Origin of the sequence: Brachybacterium sp. GCM10030267, assembly GCF_042666875.1 — a bacterium.
GTDB lineage: Bacteria > Actinomycetota > Actinomycetes > Actinomycetales > Dermabacteraceae > Brachybacterium.
Genome location: NZ_JBHTCX010000003.1, coordinates 242,367 through 259,076, shown reverse-complemented (window position 1 = coordinate 259,076; position 16,710 = coordinate 242,367). Strand labels below are relative to the sequence as shown.

The 16,710-nt window shown below is 69.7% G+C and carries 14 protein-coding genes; 10 read left to right on the top strand and 4 right to left on the bottom strand.

Features of this window, described 5'->3' with window-relative positions:
• Positions 1 to 2 precede the first annotated feature (2 nt).
• The 9 genes from ACFQS2_RS03640 to ACFQS2_RS03600 all read left to right on the top strand — a co-directional run bounded on the left by ACFQS2_RS03640 (position 3) and on the right by ACFQS2_RS03600 (position 11,498).
• Entirely contained in the window at positions 3 to 869 is an 867-nt protein-coding gene (locus tag ACFQS2_RS03640) for an NAD(P)-dependent oxidoreductase (protein WP_377019669.1), read from the top strand.
• Between the two features lie 192 nt (positions 870 to 1,061).
• Entirely contained in the window at positions 1,062 to 2,420 is a 1,359-nt protein-coding gene (locus tag ACFQS2_RS03635) for an NAD(P)H-dependent oxidoreductase (RefSeq protein WP_377019670.1), read from the top strand.
• Between the two features lie 173 nt (positions 2,421 to 2,593).
• A complete protein-coding gene (locus ACFQS2_RS03630; RefSeq protein ID WP_377019671.1) occupies positions 2,594 to 3,463 on the top strand; it encodes an NAD(P)-dependent oxidoreductase in 870 nt (289 codons plus the stop codon).
• A gap of 283 nt (positions 3,464 to 3,746) precedes the next feature.
• Entirely contained in the window at positions 3,747 to 5,078 is a 1,332-nt protein-coding gene (locus ACFQS2_RS03625; RefSeq protein WP_377019672.1) for a purine-cytosine permease family protein, read from the top strand.
• A 37-nt stretch (positions 5,079 to 5,115) separates the two neighbouring features.
• Positions 5,116 to 6,666: a hydantoinase/oxoprolinase N-terminal domain-containing protein gene (locus ACFQS2_RS03620; protein WP_377019674.1), complete on the top strand. Its 1,551-nt coding sequence runs from the start codon at positions 5,116 to 5,118 to the stop codon at positions 6,664 to 6,666.
• A complete protein-coding gene (locus ACFQS2_RS03615) occupies positions 6,663 to 7,751 on the top strand; it encodes a DUF917 domain-containing protein (RefSeq protein WP_377019676.1) in 1,089 nt (362 codons plus the stop codon). The genes ACFQS2_RS03620 and ACFQS2_RS03615 overlap by 4 nt, the downstream gene beginning before the upstream one ends.
• Complete coding sequence (locus tag ACFQS2_RS03610; RefSeq protein WP_377019677.1) at positions 7,748 to 8,839, top strand: DUF917 domain-containing protein; 1,092 nt, start codon at positions 7,748 to 7,750, stop codon at positions 8,837 to 8,839. The genes ACFQS2_RS03615 and ACFQS2_RS03610 overlap by 4 nt, the downstream gene beginning before the upstream one ends.
• Before the next feature lie 41 nt (positions 8,840 to 8,880).
• The gene (locus ACFQS2_RS03605) at positions 8,881 to 9,999 is read left to right on the top strand and encodes a DUF917 family protein (RefSeq protein WP_377019679.1); all 1,119 of its coding nucleotides are present in this window, start codon (positions 8,881 to 8,883) and stop codon (positions 9,997 to 9,999) included.
• Positions 9,996 to 11,498: a PucR family transcriptional regulator gene (locus ACFQS2_RS03600; RefSeq protein ID WP_377019680.1), complete on the top strand. Its 1,503-nt coding sequence runs from the start codon at positions 9,996 to 9,998 to the stop codon at positions 11,496 to 11,498. The genes ACFQS2_RS03605 and ACFQS2_RS03600 overlap by 4 nt, the downstream gene beginning before the upstream one ends.
• An 83-nt stretch (positions 11,499 to 11,581) precedes the next feature.
• On the opposite strand, the gene ACFQS2_RS03595 is transcribed toward ACFQS2_RS03600, so the two are convergent.
• Genes ACFQS2_RS03595 through ACFQS2_RS03580 form a run of 4 tightly spaced genes read right to left on the bottom strand, consistent with a single transcriptional unit; the run spans position 11,582 to position 15,277 of the window.
• On the bottom strand, positions 11,582 to 12,613 hold the full coding sequence (locus ACFQS2_RS03595) for a glycine betaine ABC transporter substrate-binding protein (protein WP_377019681.1): 1,032 nt from the start codon (positions 12,611 to 12,613) through the stop codon (positions 11,582 to 11,584).
• 6 nt (positions 12,614 to 12,619) lie between these two features.
• Complete coding sequence (locus tag ACFQS2_RS03590) at positions 12,620 to 13,393, bottom strand: ABC transporter permease (RefSeq protein WP_377019682.1); 774 nt, start codon at positions 13,391 to 13,393, stop codon at positions 12,620 to 12,622.
• Complete coding sequence (locus ACFQS2_RS03585; protein WP_377019683.1) at positions 13,386 to 14,642, bottom strand: ATP-binding cassette domain-containing protein; 1,257 nt, start codon at positions 14,640 to 14,642, stop codon at positions 13,386 to 13,388. The genes ACFQS2_RS03590 and ACFQS2_RS03585 overlap by 8 nt, the downstream gene beginning before the upstream one ends.
• Positions 14,639 to 15,277 carry an ABC transporter permease gene (locus ACFQS2_RS03580; protein WP_377019700.1) on the bottom strand — a complete coding sequence of 213 codons (639 nt, stop codon included), beginning with the start codon at positions 15,275 to 15,277 and terminating at the stop codon, positions 14,639 to 14,641. The genes ACFQS2_RS03585 and ACFQS2_RS03580 overlap by 4 nt, the downstream gene beginning before the upstream one ends.
• 363 nt (positions 15,278 to 15,640) lie before the next feature.
• On the opposite strand from ACFQS2_RS03580, the gene ACFQS2_RS03575 reads away from it, so the two are divergent.
• A complete protein-coding gene (locus ACFQS2_RS03575) occupies positions 15,641 to 16,681 on the top strand; it encodes a hypothetical protein (RefSeq protein ID WP_377792770.1) in 1,041 nt (346 codons plus the stop codon).
• Positions 16,682 to 16,710 lie beyond the last annotated feature (29 nt).

The following is a 16,710-nucleotide window of genomic DNA, read 5'->3' as shown; positions in this document are numbered from 1 at the left end:
AGATGAGCGTCGTCGTCGTCGGGCTCGGCGCCATGGGCCTGCCCATGGCGCAGAACCTGGCACTGGCCGGATTCGACGTCACCGGTGTCGAACCGTCCCCGTCCAAGCGGGAGGCGGCCCGTGAGTTCCCGGTCGTCGACACGCTCGCGGACGCTCCGGCCGCAGAGGCCGTTCTGGTCATGGTCGCCACCGCGGAGCAGCTCACGGACGTGGTGGATGACGTGGCGGGTACTGCCCTGTCGAAGAGCACCTGGATCATCGCCGCGACCGTCGGCCCCGATGCCGCCCGCGCCGAGGCCGAACGTCTCCGGTGTGCCGGCGTGCGCGTTGTCGACGCTCCGGTAACCGGGGGTGTCGCCGGGGCGCGGACCGGCACGCTGATGATCTTCGTATCTGGTGCCGACGAGGACGTGCGCCGCGTCAGGTCCGTTCTGTGCGCTCTCGGCACCCCGGAGCCAGTAGGGGCCCAGGTCGGGGACGGGCAGGTGACGAAGATGGTCAACCAGCATCTGTGCACGATCCACCTCGCCGCCGCCGCGGAGGCACTGTCCCTCGCTGGGCGGCTAGGGCTCGACCGGGCCCGGACGCTCGACCTGCTCGGCCGCGGCGGTGCCGCCTCCTGGATGCTTGCCGATCGAGGCCCCCGGATGCTCTCGCCCGCGTCGATCGCCAACTCGACCGTGGACATTTTCGTCAAGGATGCCCGACTGGTCCAGGAGACGGCGGCACGTGCCGGCGCGCCGGTTCCCCTGCTCGACAGCGCCGGGAGCCGCTTCACGGTGGCGGCCGAGCGGGGGCTCGGGTCGGCGGATGACGCACAGATCATCACGCTCTACGACGGCGACGGCGATCACGGGGTCGAGGACTGATGAGCGCGAAAGGAGGAGTTCGGAGCATTCCAGAGGCGCACGTGCCTCCCAATATTTCCGTACCGCCTTAGCCCGGTCCTCCCGCTTGATCTCACGGGGCCTCTCGGGCGGCGCCGAACAACGACATCCACTACTGATACAGAGCGCGCTCCACCTGGCAAGGGCGGACGCCTCGATCTGAAAGGCACACCTATGAATCTGCACGAACTCCTGCGCGGACGGCAGGATGCGGGCGATCCCATCAAGATCGGCCTCATCGGAGCAGGCCGCTTCGGCACCATGTTCCTCTCCCAGGTACGCAACACCCCGGGCATGCACGTGGTCGGCATCGCCGACATCAACACCGAGCGCGCCCACGGGGCACTGGACCTGGTGGACTGGCCGAGCGATGCCGTGGCAGGCAGCGTCGAGGAGGCCCTGTCCGGCGGCGGCACCGCCGTGGTCGGCGACGCGGGGGCACTCCTCGATGTCGATCTCGATGTCATCGTCGAAGCGACCGGAAACCCGATCGTCGGCACCGACCACGCGTTGCGGGCGATCCGCGGCGGCAAGCACATCATCATGGTGACGGTCGAAGCTGACGCTCTGTGCGGCCCTGCGCTGGCCGCTGAGGCCAAGAAGGCCGGTGTCGTCTATTCCCTCGCCTATGGCGACCAGCCGGCGTTGATCTGGGAACTCGTGGACTGGGCACGCACCTCCGGCTTCACCGTGACCGCCGCGGGCAAGGGCGCCAAGTACCTTCCGCACTACCACCAGATGAATCCGGACAACGTCTGGGAGAACTGGGAGTTCTCGAAGGAGCTCACGGACTCGGGCCAGTTGAATCCCTATATGCACACCTCCTTCCGCGACGGCACCAAGGCCGCGATCGAGATGGCGGCCGTCGCCAACGCCGCCTCCCTCTTCCCCTCCGACGACGGTTTGACCTTCACGCCCGGAGATGTCGAGCAGATCGCCACGATCTGTCGCCCCGAGGCCGATGGCGGGGTGCTCCGACGCAATGGCTCCGTGGACGTGATGAGCTCGGTGACCCGGGACGGAGAATGGATCGAGCACAACACGCAGGAGGGCGTTTTCGTAGTGGTCGAAGCGACCAACGACTACGTCTCGAGCTGCTTCACCGAGTATCCGTGGCATCCGGACCCCTCCGGCCGCTACGCGGCGCTCTACCGTCCGTACCACTACGTGGGCCTGGAGCTCGGAATCTCGATCGCCAACGCCGTGCTCCGCGGTGTCGCTACCGGCAGCCCAGCAGGATTCTGCGCCGACGTCGTCGCGACCGCCAAGAAGGACCTCACCGCCGGCGATGTGCTGGACGGTGAGGGAGGATATTGCGTGTACGGGAAGCTGATCTCCGCGGAGACCTCGGTCGCTCGAGGGGCGCTTCCCGTCGCCCTCGCCCACCATGTCCCGCTGACTCGAGACGTAGCGGCCGGCGAGACCGTCACCTGGGACGATGTGGAGATGCCCGCCGGCATGGAGACGATTCTCGAGATGCGGAAAGCAACCGTTGACCTGTTGAAGAAGGCGAGCGACCCCGCGCTCGTCTGACCAGAGACCGCTGGTATCGGGGAAGCCCGCCGGTGGGGCGCAGCGGCCGATTCGGCGGCTGCGCCCCGACCGGGCGAGGCGCGACCAATCACTGCGAGCCGTGGGCAGGAGGCTCTGTGAGGCTCACGAACTCCGCGCATGAGCGGCCAGGCGACGTCTCCGAAGGAGGAACCATGGAGCATCCGGACGTGTCCGTGGTCGGTCTCGGCCCGATGGGGCATCCGATCGCGCACAATCTCTTGGCCGCACACAGAACGGTGGCGGTGTGGAACCGCACCCAGAGTCGCGGGGACGACCTCGTCGCGGCCGGCGCTCAGCGGGCCAAGACCCTTGAGGAGGCCGCTGCTCCGGTCATTCTGTCGGTCCTGCCGGATGTCCATCACCTGCGTGGGCTGCTCACGCCGTCGGTCAAAGCCGCGTGGGCGCGAGCGGGGGCTCGTCTGGTCGTGCTCTCGACCACTGGGCCGGACCAGCTCACGGCGCTGGCGGCGGAGCTCGACGTCGACGGGATCCGTGTCGTCGACGCGCCTGTCTCGGGCGGCGTCGCTGGCGCCAAGGCGGGTCGACTGTCGATCATGGTCGGCGGCGCCGCGGACGATGTGACCGCCGTGCGTGGTGCACTGGAGAGCATCGGGGAAACAGTCGTGCACCTCGGGCCACTGGGCAGCGGGGCCACGGCGAAGCTGTGCAATCAGGTGGTGGTCGCCGGCACTCTTGCCTCACTCGGCGAGGCACTCGGGTTGGCTCGGCGCAGCGGGCTGGACGTCGAAGCACTGCTTCCCCTGCTCGAGGGCGGGCTGGCGCGGAGTGAGGTCCTCGCCCAGAAGAAGCACAACCTCATCGCCCGCGACTATCCCTTGGGCGGATCGACCGCGAACCAGGTCAAGGATCTGCTGTACGCCGCGGAGGCTGCGGGCAGCGTGGAGCTGCGGGCGCGGTTGATCCCGGTGCTGATGGGGATGTTCGAGGATGCCGTGCAGGCGGGGCACGGCGAAGCGGACCATGCCGCGGTCCAGGAGGTGTTCCTCAACGCGGACGAGTGACAGGGTGTCGCGATGCAGGGGCGCCCCGAGCCCAGGCGCACCTCGGCGGGAGCGACGGCGCACGGGCGGTGGGCCGGGCGCCGCGGCGGACTATCCGGCGTGCTGCACTCAGGCTCGGGTTCGGGAGGACTGGACCCAGGTCCGCCTCGCCTCTGGTCGGGGAGCAGGATCCGCTCAGCGCTGTTGAACCTGCACACCTCGCATCGCACTGTGTGCACCCTGCACATCGCCCGGCTCCTCGAGAGTTCCTAACGTGTCCGGCAACCCCACTCGAGGAGAGCTGATGGCACGATCGGAACACGTCGACGATTACGCGCTCTCGCGCGTCCCCACTGCGGCGCGAAAGCACTGGTTCGGTATCGCGGTCCAGCGCTTCGGGCAGGTCTCGGCCCTCTCGCAGTTCCTGCTCGGCGCGACGCTGGGCTACTCGATGACGTTCATGGACGCCTTCTGGTCGATCCTCTTCGGCTCGCTCGTCGTCGAGGTGATCATGGCGATGGTGGGCATCGTCGCCATGAAGGAGGGCCTGAACACGGCACTGCTGGCACGGTGGACGGGCTTCGGCGAGGTCGGTGCTTCCCTCGTGGGCCTCGCGGTGGGAATCAGCCTGATCGGCTGGTTCGGCATCCAGTCGGCGATCTCGGCGGATTCGCTGAACACCTTGATGCCCGACCTGCTGCCCGTGTGGATCTGGAGCGTGGTCGTGGGTCTCGCCGTCACGGCCATCTGCGCATTCGGCTTCGTGGGTATGCAGTGGATCGCCAATGTCACCGTGCCGCTGTTTCTGCTGCTGGTGGGCTGGTCCGTGACCTCCCAGCTGTGGAAGCACGATCTCGGTGAGCTCGTGACCGGCGCTCCGGCCGGGCCTTCGATGTCGGTCGTCTCCGGATCTGCCCTCGTCGCTGGCGGCATCATGGTCGGCGCCATCATCACCGGCGACATGACCCGCTTCAACCGCTCCGGCGCGGACGTCATCAAACAGACCGTCGTGGGCACCAGCGCTGGTGAGTTCGGTATCGGACTGGCCGGCGTGCTGCTGGCGCATGCCGCGCGCACCGGCGACGTGGTCGCGATAATCACGACCTCGGTGGGTTTCGTGGGCCTGCTGATCGTCATCACCGGCACGCTGAAGATCAATGACTGGAATCTCTACTCCTCCGCCCTGGGCTTGGTGAACTTCGTATCGACCACGTTCCGGGTGAAGTTGAATCGGATGTGGACGACGATCGTGCTCGGCGTCGTCGGCACGATCCTCGGTGCCGCCGGAATCCTCGGTCAGTTCGAGTCGTTCCTCAGCTTGCTGGGCGTGGCCTTTCCGCCGATCGCCGGGATCATGGTGGCCGAGTACTTCGTCGTGAAGAAGTGGCGACCGGAACTGGAGGCATCCCGCTCCAGCGGCCTTCTGCCCGAGTTCGCGCCTCGCATAGTGCCCGCCACGCTCGTCATCTGGGCGGTCTCGGCGGTGATCGGCTACGTCGCCACCTGGGGAATCCCACCCGTGCTCAGCCTGCTGCTGGCGATGGTGCTGTACAGCATCGCGGGCAGGTTCGGCTGGGTACGCGGGGTCGGCACCGTCAAGACCCCTGGCACCCAGCCCCAGACCGTCGCGCCCTGACGCCTCTCTCACCGGACTACCCGAAGGACGAATCCTTATGCACATCGGAATCGACGTCGGCGGTACGAACACCGACGCCGTCCTCATGGACGGCACCACCACGCTGGTGGGCGTCAAGCACTCGACCACGGCAGATGTCACCACCGGCATCGTCCAGGCCATCGAGGCGATCCGCGCGCAGCACGCTTTCGACGGCGCCGACATCGACGCGGTCATGATCGGCACTACGCACTTCATCAACGCCCTGGTCGAGGCCAAGCGCCTGGCGCCCACGGCCGTCCTGCGCCTGGGCCTGCCCGCCACCCGCGCCCTGCCGCCGCTGGTGGACTGGCCCGAGGAGTTGACCGACGCGCTTCACGCCCGCCCCTATCTCGCTCACGGCGGCTACGAGTTCGACGGGCGCCCCATCTCCCCGCTGGACCCGGAGGAGCTCGCCGCTCACGCCCGCGACATGGCCGCCCACGGCATTCGCTCGGTGGCGATCTCCAGCGTGTTCAGCCCCGTCAACCACGACCTCGAGGAGCGGGCCGCCGGGATCATCCGCCAGGAGCTCGGCGAGGACGTCGCCATCTCCCTCAGCCACGAGATCGGCCGCATCGGTCTGCTGGAGCGCGAGAACGCCACGATCATCAACGCCGCCCTGCGGGAGCTCGCCGGCGAGATCGTCGACGGACTCACCGCAGCGGTGCGGGCCAACGGCATCCAAGCCCCGATCTACCTCAGCCAGAACGACGGCACGCTCATGGACGAGGATTTCGTACGCCGCTACCCGGTGGCGACGTTCGCCTCCGGCCCCACCAACTCGATGCGCGGCGCCGCGGCTACCAGCGGCCTGACCACGTGCGCGGTCATCGACGTCGGCGGCACCACGGCCGACGTCGGGCTGCTGATCGGCGGCTTCCCCCGCGAGACCGCCAACGAGGTCAAGGTCGCCGGCATCCGCACCAACTTCCGCATGCCCGACGTGCTCTCGATCGGTATCGGCGGCGGCAGCATCGTCGACGTCGAGACCGCCGAGGTGGGGCCCGAATCGGTGGGCTACCGCCTCACCACGGAAGCGCTGGTGTTCGGCGGCTCCACCCTGACCGCGACGGACATCGCCGTGGCCGCAGGACGCGCCGAGGTCGGCGACCCCGCCCTGGTCGCGCACCTCGACCCGGCACTGGTCGAGCGCGTCCTGGCACGGATCGCCGAGCGCGTCGCCGAGGCGATCGACCGCATGCGCACCTCGCCCGCACCGCTCCCGGTCGTCGTGGTGGGAGGCGGCTCGGTACTGCTGCCGGATGAGCTGCCGATCTTCGGCGCCGTCCACCGGCCCGAGAACTTCTCCGTGGCCAACGCGATCGGCGCCTCCATCGCACAGGTCGGCGGCGAGATCGACTCGGTCACCTCCATCGCCGCGGGCACCCGCGAGGAGACCATAGCGGCGGTGAAGCAGGAGGCCACGGAGAAGGCGGTCGCCGCCGGGGCCCGCCCCGAGACCGTCTCGATCGTCGACTTCGACGAGGTTCCGATCCCGTACCTGCCCGGCAACGCCACTCGGCTGCGCGTCAAAGCCGTCGGCGACCTCGAGATGAGGGCTCGATGACCGGCAGCATCGCAATCGCGGACATCGACGACCTCGCGCGCGGCGCCGCGGTCCTCGGCGCCGGCGGCGGGGGTGACCCCTACATCGGCGCCCTACTGGCCAAGCAGGCCATCACACGCAACGGACCGGTCACCATGATCGCGCCCACGGACCTGCCCGACGATGCCGTCGTCGCGACCGTGGCCATGATGGGCGCCCCCACCGTGATGGTCGAGAAGCTGCCCAGTCTCGATGAAGTCATGGGTCCGCTGCGCGCTATGTCCGACTATCTCGGCAAGACGGTCACGCACGTGGCCTGCGCCGAGGTGGGCGGGGTCAACTCCACGATCCCCATCGCCGCCGCGGCCGCGCTGGACCTGCCGCTGTTGGACGCCGACGGGATGGGCCGTGCCTTCCCGGAACTGCAGATGGTGCTGCCGACCCTCTATGGCGTGGCCGCCTCCCCGCTGGCCTTCGCCGACGAGAAGGGCAACGTGGGGGTGCTGCAGACGGTCGACAACATCTGGACCGAACGTCTGGCGCGCGTAGCCGCTGTGGAGATGGGCAGCTCCATCATGATCGCCGGGTTCCCGATGCCTGGGCACACGGCCCGTGAGGCCATGGTGGCCGGCTCGCTGTCTCAGTGCCGCTCCGTCGGCGCCGCCATCCGCATCGCTCGCGACGAGAAGGCCGACCCGGTCGCCCGTGCCGCGGGGGTCCTCGGCGGCCGCGAGCTGTTCGCCGGCAAGGTCATCGACGTCGAGCGCGCCACCACCGCCGGCTTCGCCCGCGGCACCGCTCGTCTGGAGGGCGAGGGCACCCTGACTCTGCGCTTCCAGAACGAGCACCTCATCGCCGAGCTCGACGGCACCACGCTGGCCACCACCCCGGATCTGCTGATCGTGCTCGAGCACGACACCGGTGAACCGGTGACCACCGAGGCGTTGCGCTACGGCCAGCGGGTACGGGTGATCGCCGCTCCGGCTGACGAACGCTGGCACTCCGCGGAGGGTCTGGGGATGGTGGGCCCGGCCTACTTCGGCTACGACCTACCCGCCCACCGCTTCGACGGCACCATCTCGGAAGGATCGGAGGCAGTGGCATGAGCTGGACCCTGACCGCAGCGGACCTGCCCGACCTCGCCCGCGGCGCGACACTGCTGGGCACCGGAGGCGGCGGCGACCCCTACATCGGCTCCAAGCTGGTCGAGCGGGTCCTCGGCCACGGCGAGATCACAGTGCTGGACCCCGAGGACCTCGACGACGACGCCTTCGTCATCCCCACCGCTCAGATGGGCGCGCCCACCGTGATGGTCGAGAAGATCCCCGCCGGGACCGAGCCCACGCTGGCCCTGCGCACCCTCGAATCGCATCTGGACCGGACAGCGGATGCGACCATGCCGATCGAGTGCGGCGGAATAAACTCGATGATCCCCTTCGTCGTCGCCGCCGAGACCAGTCTGCCCGTGGTCGACGCCGACGGCATGGGGCGCGCCTTCCCCGAGCTGTCGATGGAGACCTTCGCGGTCTACGGTGTGCACGGCTCGCCGCTGGCCCTCGCGGGGGAGCGCGGCGAGACGGTCGTGATCGATACGGCTGAAGACGACCGGCAGATGGAGTGGCTGGCGCGTGGCGTCACGATTCGCCTGGGCGGCGTCGGACACATCGCCGAATACGCCATGTCCGGAGCTGACGTGCGCCGCACCGCCGTGCCCCGCACGATCTCCATGGCTCTCGCCCTGGGGCGCGCGATCCGGCAGGCGCGGGAGCAGAAACGCTCTCCGTTCGACGCGATCGCCGACGTCCTCGCGTCCACCCTCTATTCGCACGTGCGTGAACTCTTCGTCGGCAAGGTCACCGACGTCGAGCGTCGTACCACGGAGGGCTTCGCCCGTGGTCGCGCCCACATCGAGACTCTCGATGGGGCCGGTGAGCCGCTCGAGATCGCCTTCCAGAACGAGAATCTCACCGCCCATCGGGGCGCGGAACTGCTGGCGATCGTGCCGGATCTGATCTGCGTGGTCGACCACGAGTCGGCCGAGCCGATCACTACCGAGGGGCTGCGCTACGGCCGGCGGGTGCGGGTGCTGGGCATTTCCACGCCCGAGCTGATGCGCACCCCGGAGGCGCTGGCCGCCTTCGGCCCGTCGGCATTCGGGCTCGAGGAGGACTTCGCGCCGGTCGAACGGCTCTGAGGCCACGAGCCCGGGCGCCCGGCGCTCATAGACTGACGGTCATGGTCAGGCAGCTCGCGCATGCGGATATCGAGGCGCTCGCCCACGGGAGCGCGCTGCTCGGCTCGGCAGGGGGCGGCGCCACCACCTATCTTGAGCTGCTGGTGCAGGGTCTGCCCCTTCCCGTCGACCTCCACGACCCCGACCAGCTCGATCCGGAGACGCCCTGCGTGGCCGCGGCCTTCGCCGGATCCACGATGGTCCTGGCCGAACGTCTGCCCGGCGACCACGCGTTCGCACCGCTGATGGACGCCGTCGACCGGTGGACGGGGCGCCCGGCCACCGCCATCTGCTCGCTGGAGATCGGTGGCATGAACGGACTGACTGCGCTGGTCGCCGCTGATGGCCGCACGCTGGTCGACGCCGACTGCATGGGCCGCGCCCTGCCCGGGATCGACCAGCTCAGCCTCGCCGTGGACCGTCTGCCGGGGCTGGTGTTCGCCGCCGCGACCCGTTCCGGCGTGGTGGTGACACAGACCGGCGAGCCGGCCGAGGCCGAGGCGATCGTGCGCTCCGCTCTGGCCGAGGCCGGCGGCACCGGGCCCATTCTCGCCGGCGGCTTCACCGTCGGTGACCTGATCGAGCACGCCGTCCCGGGCGCGATCAGCGGAGCCCTCGATCTGGGCCGCGCGGCGCTGGAGGCGGCCGAGGAGCCACTGACCGAATACGCGCGGGCGCTCGGTGGGCGCCTGGTGGCCAGCGGCCGCATCCGACAGGTCGAATCCACCGAGGACCCCCAGGTGCAGTGCTTCGCCATCGAGGGCGACGCAGGCGAGGTCCACCGGCTGATCACCCGTACCGAGACGCTCGCGGTGACGACGGACGGGCAGCTGGTCGCCGGAGCCCCGGACGTGCTGGCCGTGATCGATGCCCGCACCCGTGCCGTGCGGGAGGTACCCCAGCTGGGCCTGCTGCAGCAGGTCGCGGTGATCGAACTGCCGATCGCCTCCTGGTGGCGTCACGACCCGGCTCGCCTGGCCCACGTCCTGCCCTCCCGGTACGGCGTTCCCCGACTGGATCGCTACGACACGGCGGGCAGCGCCGAGGACACAGGCAGTGCCTCCGGTGCGGAGTGCTCGCACGGTGCAGACCGACGGAACGACTCGGACCACGCCGCATGAATGCCCTCGACCTCGCCGGTCTTCTGGCCGAACCCGATAACGGGGGAGCGGTCCACGTCGCCGGGCCTGCGGTGGCAGAATGGCAGCGCGCAGAGATCGCGCAAGCGGCCGACGAGCTACGGCCCGGTGGGGGCCGTCTGGCGATCATCACCCATCCTCTGCCGCGGGAATCCTGGCGCGTGGACGCGCTGCTGCGGCGCGTCTGCGACCGCGGGTACTCCGGCCTCGCACTGCCGGGGGCCGAGGAGATCGACGAGAGCTCGCGGCGGCTCGCGGACCGGCTGGATCTGGTGGTGCTCGCGGCCCGGGAGCCCTTTGTCCTGGCCGAGGCGACCTGGCGGATCTCAGAGGCGCGCGGAGCTCTGTCGTTGGATCGCGTCGGCCGGTTGGCCACTGCGTTCCGCTACCCGGCCCGCGACCTGCGTGATCTGCTGGCACACTTGAGCGCCTCCGCCGGGTGCGGGATCGCCCTTCTGGATGCAGACGGCGTGCTGGAGGAAGCCGGCGGCACCCTCGGCAGGGCGAGCGAGGCGATCGACTGGAAGCCGTGGACAGATGTGCAGGTTACCGACGGGATGGCGGTCGCCAGCGTGCGTGTGGACCGGGCCTCGCGCGCCGGGCTGCGGTTGGCGTTCTTCGCCCCCGGGGTGAACCAGGCCCAGCGCAGCGCGATGGCCGTCGCCGCTCAGGTGGCGATGCCCGCCGTGGCCGCCCGGATCCTCATCGACGAGATCGACGCGGTCAGCGACGCCTCGGCCTCGGCCGAACTGCTGCGGGACTTCCTCGACCGTGCCGAGGGTGATCCCGGGGACGTCGCGCGGCGCATGGCCGAACGGGGTTGGCGCACCAGCGGGTACCACTTGGGGTTCCGAGTCGTGGGGCGATCACGCGTGATCACCAGCGACCTGCTGCGTCGGTCGATCGCGGCCCTGGGCGAGCTCGAGATCGAGAGCCACGTGACCACGATGGGCCAGGGGGTCACGGGCTGGCTGCGCTTCCCGACCCGGCCCGCGCCGGCCGAGGTGGACCATCAGGTGCGCGCGCTGCGCGCCGTCCATGGCCAGCTGCGGTCGACGTTCAACGTTGCCACCGGCGTGGGCTCGCTGCGGGCCGAGGAACCAGGGCTGGAGCTGACGTTGCGGGACGCGACGGAGGCCGCGCTGCTGGCTGCGGACCGCGAAGCCTCGGAGTGGTTCGTGCGCTTCGACGCCTTCGGCATCGAGCAGTTGCTGCTGGCCCGCACCGAGAGCGACACCTTCGTGCCGGCGGCCGAGGCGCTCCTGGCCCCTCTGCGGGAGGGTGATGATCAGCTTGTCGATACCCTGCACGCCTACCTCGAGCATGAATCAAACATCGCCGCCACCGCGGCGGCCCTTGGCCTGCACCGCAATACCGTGACCTCGCGGATGCGCCGCATCGAATCATTGATCGGGGCAGATCTCCACGACCCCTCGAGCCGGCTGGCGCTGCACCTGGCATGCCGAGCGGTGGCGCGGTGAGGACGTACTCTCGTGCGGGCCCGGCACGCTAGAACGAGACGCACCGGCCCCCCGCGCGGAGGCGCCGTACGGGCACCCCGCGCTCAGGGCTCCGTGACCAGCCCCTGCTCGACCATGTACTCGAAGGCCACGTCGGCCGGGAGCTCGCCGCCCTCGTCGACCCGCAGGTTCAGCTCGCGCAGCGCCTCGTCGGTGATGAAGGGCGTGACCTGGGCGTAGACGTCGGCGAGCTGTGGGTAGGTCTCCAGGGTGGTGGAGTTCAGGACCGGGGCGACGTTGTAGGCGGGGAAGAAGCCGAGGTCGTCCTCGAGCACGGTGAGGTCGAGGCTGTCGAGGCGGCCGTCGGTCGTGAAGACCTCGCCGAAGTTGCATGAGCCCCGGTCGGTCGCGGTGTACACGGCGCCGGTGTCGTAGATGCTGATGTTGTCCGCAGGCACCCCGTCGGCGTCGCCGCGGGGGATGCCGTAGGTCTCCAGCATCGGCAGCAGCCCGTCGGCCCGGGAGTTGAACTCGGCCTCGACGCAGAGGGTGCGTTCCTCGACGGGAAGCTCCGCGAGGTCGCTGAGCGTGCGCACTCCGCCGAGCTCCTCGATGGCCTCGGTGCGCACGGCGAAGGCGTAGGTGTTGTTCAGCGGTGCGGGCTCGAGCCAGGTCAGGTCGTTCTCGGCGTCCGCCTCGCGCACGGCCTCCCATTGCTCCTGCTTGTCCGGGATGCCCTCGGTCTCCCCGAGGTAGGTCAGCCAGGCCGTGCCCGTGTACTCCCAGGTCATGTCGGCGCTGCCGGAGGTCATCAGCTCACGCGCCGGGACGCTGCCGGGCACGTTGGTGAGGTCGTTGACGGTGAATCCGGCGGCCTGGGCGGCGAGCACGCCGATCTTGCCGAGGATCAGCTGCTCGGTGAAGTTCTTCCCGGTCACGGTGATGGTGGCGTCGTCCGGCAGGCCGTCGATGGGCTGGATCGAGCCGGGGGCGACCTCGGGCGTGTAGGCGGTGGCCGGGCGCAAGCCGCAGCCGGCCAGGGGGAGCAGGGCGAGGGCACCGAACTCGCGGCGTCCCAGGCGGGAGCGGGCGGCGGAGGTGGCCTTGGAGGGCGCGGAGGTGGTGCGGGGCAGCATGCTCGATCACAGTCCCTTCGGTCGGGCGATGTGCTCGACGACGCGTCCGAGCCAGTCGATGAACAGGGCGAGCAGCGCGACCAGCAGGGCGCCGGCGCTGAGGACGTCGAAGAGGTAGAGGTTCACGCCGGTGGTGATCAGCAGGCCGAGGCCGCCGCCGTTGACGAAGGCGGCCAGCGAGGCGGTGCCCACCAGCAGCACCAGTGCGGTGCGCACGCCGGAGAGCATGACGGGCACGGCCAGCGGCAGCTCCACGCGCAGCAGCACCGCGAGGGAGGTCATCCCCATGCCGCGGCCGGCCTCGACCAGGCGCTGGTCGACGCCTTGGATGCCGATCATCGTGTTGCGCAGCACCGGGAGGACGGCGTAGAGCACCAGCGCGATCACCGCGGCCCGGAAGCCGTTGGGGATGAGCGCCGCCAGCAGCACGATGAGGCCGACGGCGGGGGCCGCCTGGCCGACGTTCGCGATCGCGAGCACGGGTTCGGCCACGGCCCGCATCGGGCCTCGGGTGAGCAGGATGCCCAGGGGGATGGCGATGACCAGCACGATCACCGTGGCCACGAACGTGAGCGCGAGGTGCTGCCCGGTCAGCTCCAGCAGCGAGGACGGGTTCAGGGTGGTTCGCTCGGATTCCGACAGCGGCGCGAACGCGAGCCAGATCCCGAAACCGACGAGGATGGCCAGGAGCACGGCGATCTGCACGCCGAGCGCCCGCCAGCCCCGGATGGACTCGTCCGTGGCCGTGGAGGTTTCTGCTGGGGTCCCGACCTCAGTCATCGGCGGAAGCCTCCGCGTCCTCGGCGGGAACGGCCGCGACCGTGCCGGTGTTGGTGCCCACCGGCGCATCGGTCGAGCGCTCGGCGGCGGCTTCGCGGGCTGCGGTGATCGCGTCCATCACGGTCTCGACGTCCACGACGCCCTCGAAGACGCTGTTGCGGCCGGTGACGAGGCAGGCGCCGGCGCTGGAGACGAGCATGGTGTCCAGCGCATCGTTGAGGGTGGCGCCGGAGCCCACGGCCGGCAGCGCCGGGTCCAGCTCCGTGGGCAGCTGCTGCATGCGGGACAGGGCCCGACGGGAGGGCCAGGCAATCGGCCGGTCGCGCTTGTCGGTGACCACGACGTGGTTGTGTCCGATCTGCTTCGCGCGCTCCAGGGCCTCGGCCGCGTTTCCGCCGGCGGGGGCGACGACGGCTTCGATCGTCTCGACCTCGCGCACGCGGCGCAGGGCGAGCTGCTTCAGCGCCGCGCCGGAGCCGATGAAGTCCTCGACGAACTCGTCGGCGGGCTCGGCGAGGATCCGCTCGGGGGTGTCGTACTGGACGATCTGGGCGCTGTCGCGGAAGACGACGATCCAGTCGCCGAGCTTCACGGCCTCGTCGAAGTCGTGCGTGACGATGACCATCGTCTTGCGCACCTCCTGCTGGATCCGGATCAGCTCGTCCTGCAGGCGCTGGCGGGTGATCGGGTCGACCGCCCCGAAGGGCTCGTCCATCAGCAGCACCGGGGGATCGGCGGCGAGGGCGCGGGCCACGCCGACGCGCTGCTGCTGGCCGCCGGAGAGCTCCTTGGGGTACCGGTGGCGGTACACGTCGGGGTCCAGGCCCACCAGCTCGAGCAGTTCGTCGATACGGGCGGTGATGCGGGCCTTGTCCCAGCCGAGCATCTTGGGCACCAGCGCGATGTTCTGGGAGACGCTCATGTGGGGGAAGAGCCCGCCGGCCTGGATGACGTAGCCGATGCGGCGGCGCAGCTGGTCGCCGTCGATCGAGGTGACGTCCTCATCGCCCAGCATGATGCGGCCCTCGCTGGGCTCGATCAGGCGGTTGATCATCTTCAGCGTGGTGGTCTTGCCGCAGCCCGAGGGGCCCACGAGCATGACGACCTGGCCCTCGGGGATCTCGAGGGTCACGCCGTCCACGGCGGGGCGCGCCTGCCCGGGGTAGCGCTTGGTGACGTCCTCGAGGCGGATCGAGCGTCCGCTGATCTCGTGGTCCGCGGGTGCGGTGGTCTGGTCGGTGTCGGTCAACGGATGCCCTTCGAGGTCGTGAGCCTGCCGATGCCCAGCAGGATGAGGTCGAGGATCAGTGCCAGCAGCACCACGCCGACGATGCCGGTGATGACGGATTCGATCGCTCCCGCACCGCCCAGGCGCGAGAGCCCCTGGAAGATGAATCCACCCAGTCCCGGTCCGAGCACGTAGGCGGCGATGGCGGCGACGCCCATCACCATCTGCGCCGAGACCCGCACCCCGCTGAGGATGACGGGCCAGGCCAGCGGCAGTTCGACGCGGAAGAACGTGCCCAGGCGGCTCATGCCGACGCCGCGGGCGGATTCGATGACGGCGGGGTCGACGCCGGCGAGGCCGACGATCGCGTTGCGCAGGATCGGCAGGGTCGCGAAGAAGACGATGACGATCACGGCAGGGGCCACGCCGAACCCGAACGGCGCGACCATCAGTCCGATGAGGGCGAAGGAGGGGATCGTCAGCCCGATCGCGCTGACCGCGTTCGCGACGCCGCGACCGGTGGGACTGCGGTGGACCAGCGCGGCGATCGCCACGGCGATCAGCGTCGCGATGGCGACCGATTGGACGACGAGGCTGAAATGCTGGAACGAGGCGAAGATGATCTCACCGGAGCGAGAGCGGACGAATTCGCCGATGTTCACAGAAGCGCCTCAGATGTCGTCTCGGATGCAGGCCGGAATCTTGCATGCGGAAGCTCCCCGATGGTGTTCATGGGGCGCCCCGCTGGTCGTCGACGCTAGAGGGCGGGGCGGGGGAGGGCAAGCGAGCGGCGTCGATTCGGGATGCGGAAGGGGTCTGGCGCGGCAGGTCGAGTGAGTGGCCGGCGGGTTATCAGGGGAGGTCGCGGCGGGGATGCCGGCTCGACGGAGCGACGCAGATCACGAAGGGGTAACGGGTGCGCTGCCTCGGCCGCCGGCGACCCTTGCCAGATCCGTGGGCGGCTCGTGTTCGTCGGCCCACGCGCTCTTGTGCCGGGGCGGACCTAGTGACCCGGACACATGTACGTGTCGGCCGCACGTGAGCGCGATGGCGGCCAACCCGTCGTTCCTCCCCAGACATGCACGATCCACAGCGATGCCCATGTCGTGGCGCTCGCTCAGCGGTGCCACCACGCTCGGGGAATGACCATCGACTATGCGCACGGCACCGGTCCCGACGACCTCAGTGACATTCCCGAACCGCGCGTCCGGCAGGTCCCATGGTTCCTCGGGGACGCTCCGACGTCGACCACAGAACCGGCCGACGCAGCCCGACCGGCCGCTATGGCGGTGGGGCTCGACCAGTTACCGTTCTTCCGGACGATGCGACATCTGGTCGACTTCATCGGGGAGGGCCGACGGCTCACCAAACGGGGCGACCTGTTCGCGGTGGACCGCCGGCAGGTCGAAAGGTCTATCTTCGGCGACGCCCCGATCGATACGTGGTGGCGGCACCGCGGCGACTCACTCACGCAGTTCGTATGGAGCGTCTTGATCCGGCACGGTGTGCTTCTTCGCGCGGACGGATCGGTGCGTGTCTCCGAGGGGCACCGAGCATCCTCGATGGCCGGCACGGTCCCCGGTCTGGACGTCGATGAGGCACAGTCCATGATCGAGATCGGGCTCGAGCATGCCGACGTCGGCACCGGCCTGTGGTTCGGCGGGACGGGGGGAGTTCTCAGCGAGGACAGTCTCGTTGCCCTTCTGGTGGCGAGCGGACCGGACGGGCTGGTGCTCCCGGACCACCCCGGGGACGCGGAGCTCATCCATTGCTCCGAGACTGTGCACTTCCTGGTCGGCCTTCTGCGCCATCCGCATATCCGTGACGTGCCGATCGACCGTCGCACCGGGCATGTCGTAGCCGCCGAGCTGTGGCGGCTCGTTCGCGTCTCCCTGAGCATGGACAATCTGGTCAGCAGGGGGCTGGTGCTCGGAGGGGGTTGCGACGATGAGGCAGAGCGAGATCTCGGGAGAACCTATCGTGCACCTGTCGAGGTGCGTGGAGCAGTCGCCAGGATGCGCGAGCGGCGCGCCGCGACGGATCTCGGTGACGGCTCGTGACGTAGGCAATCAGGACAGGCGTTGCTGCG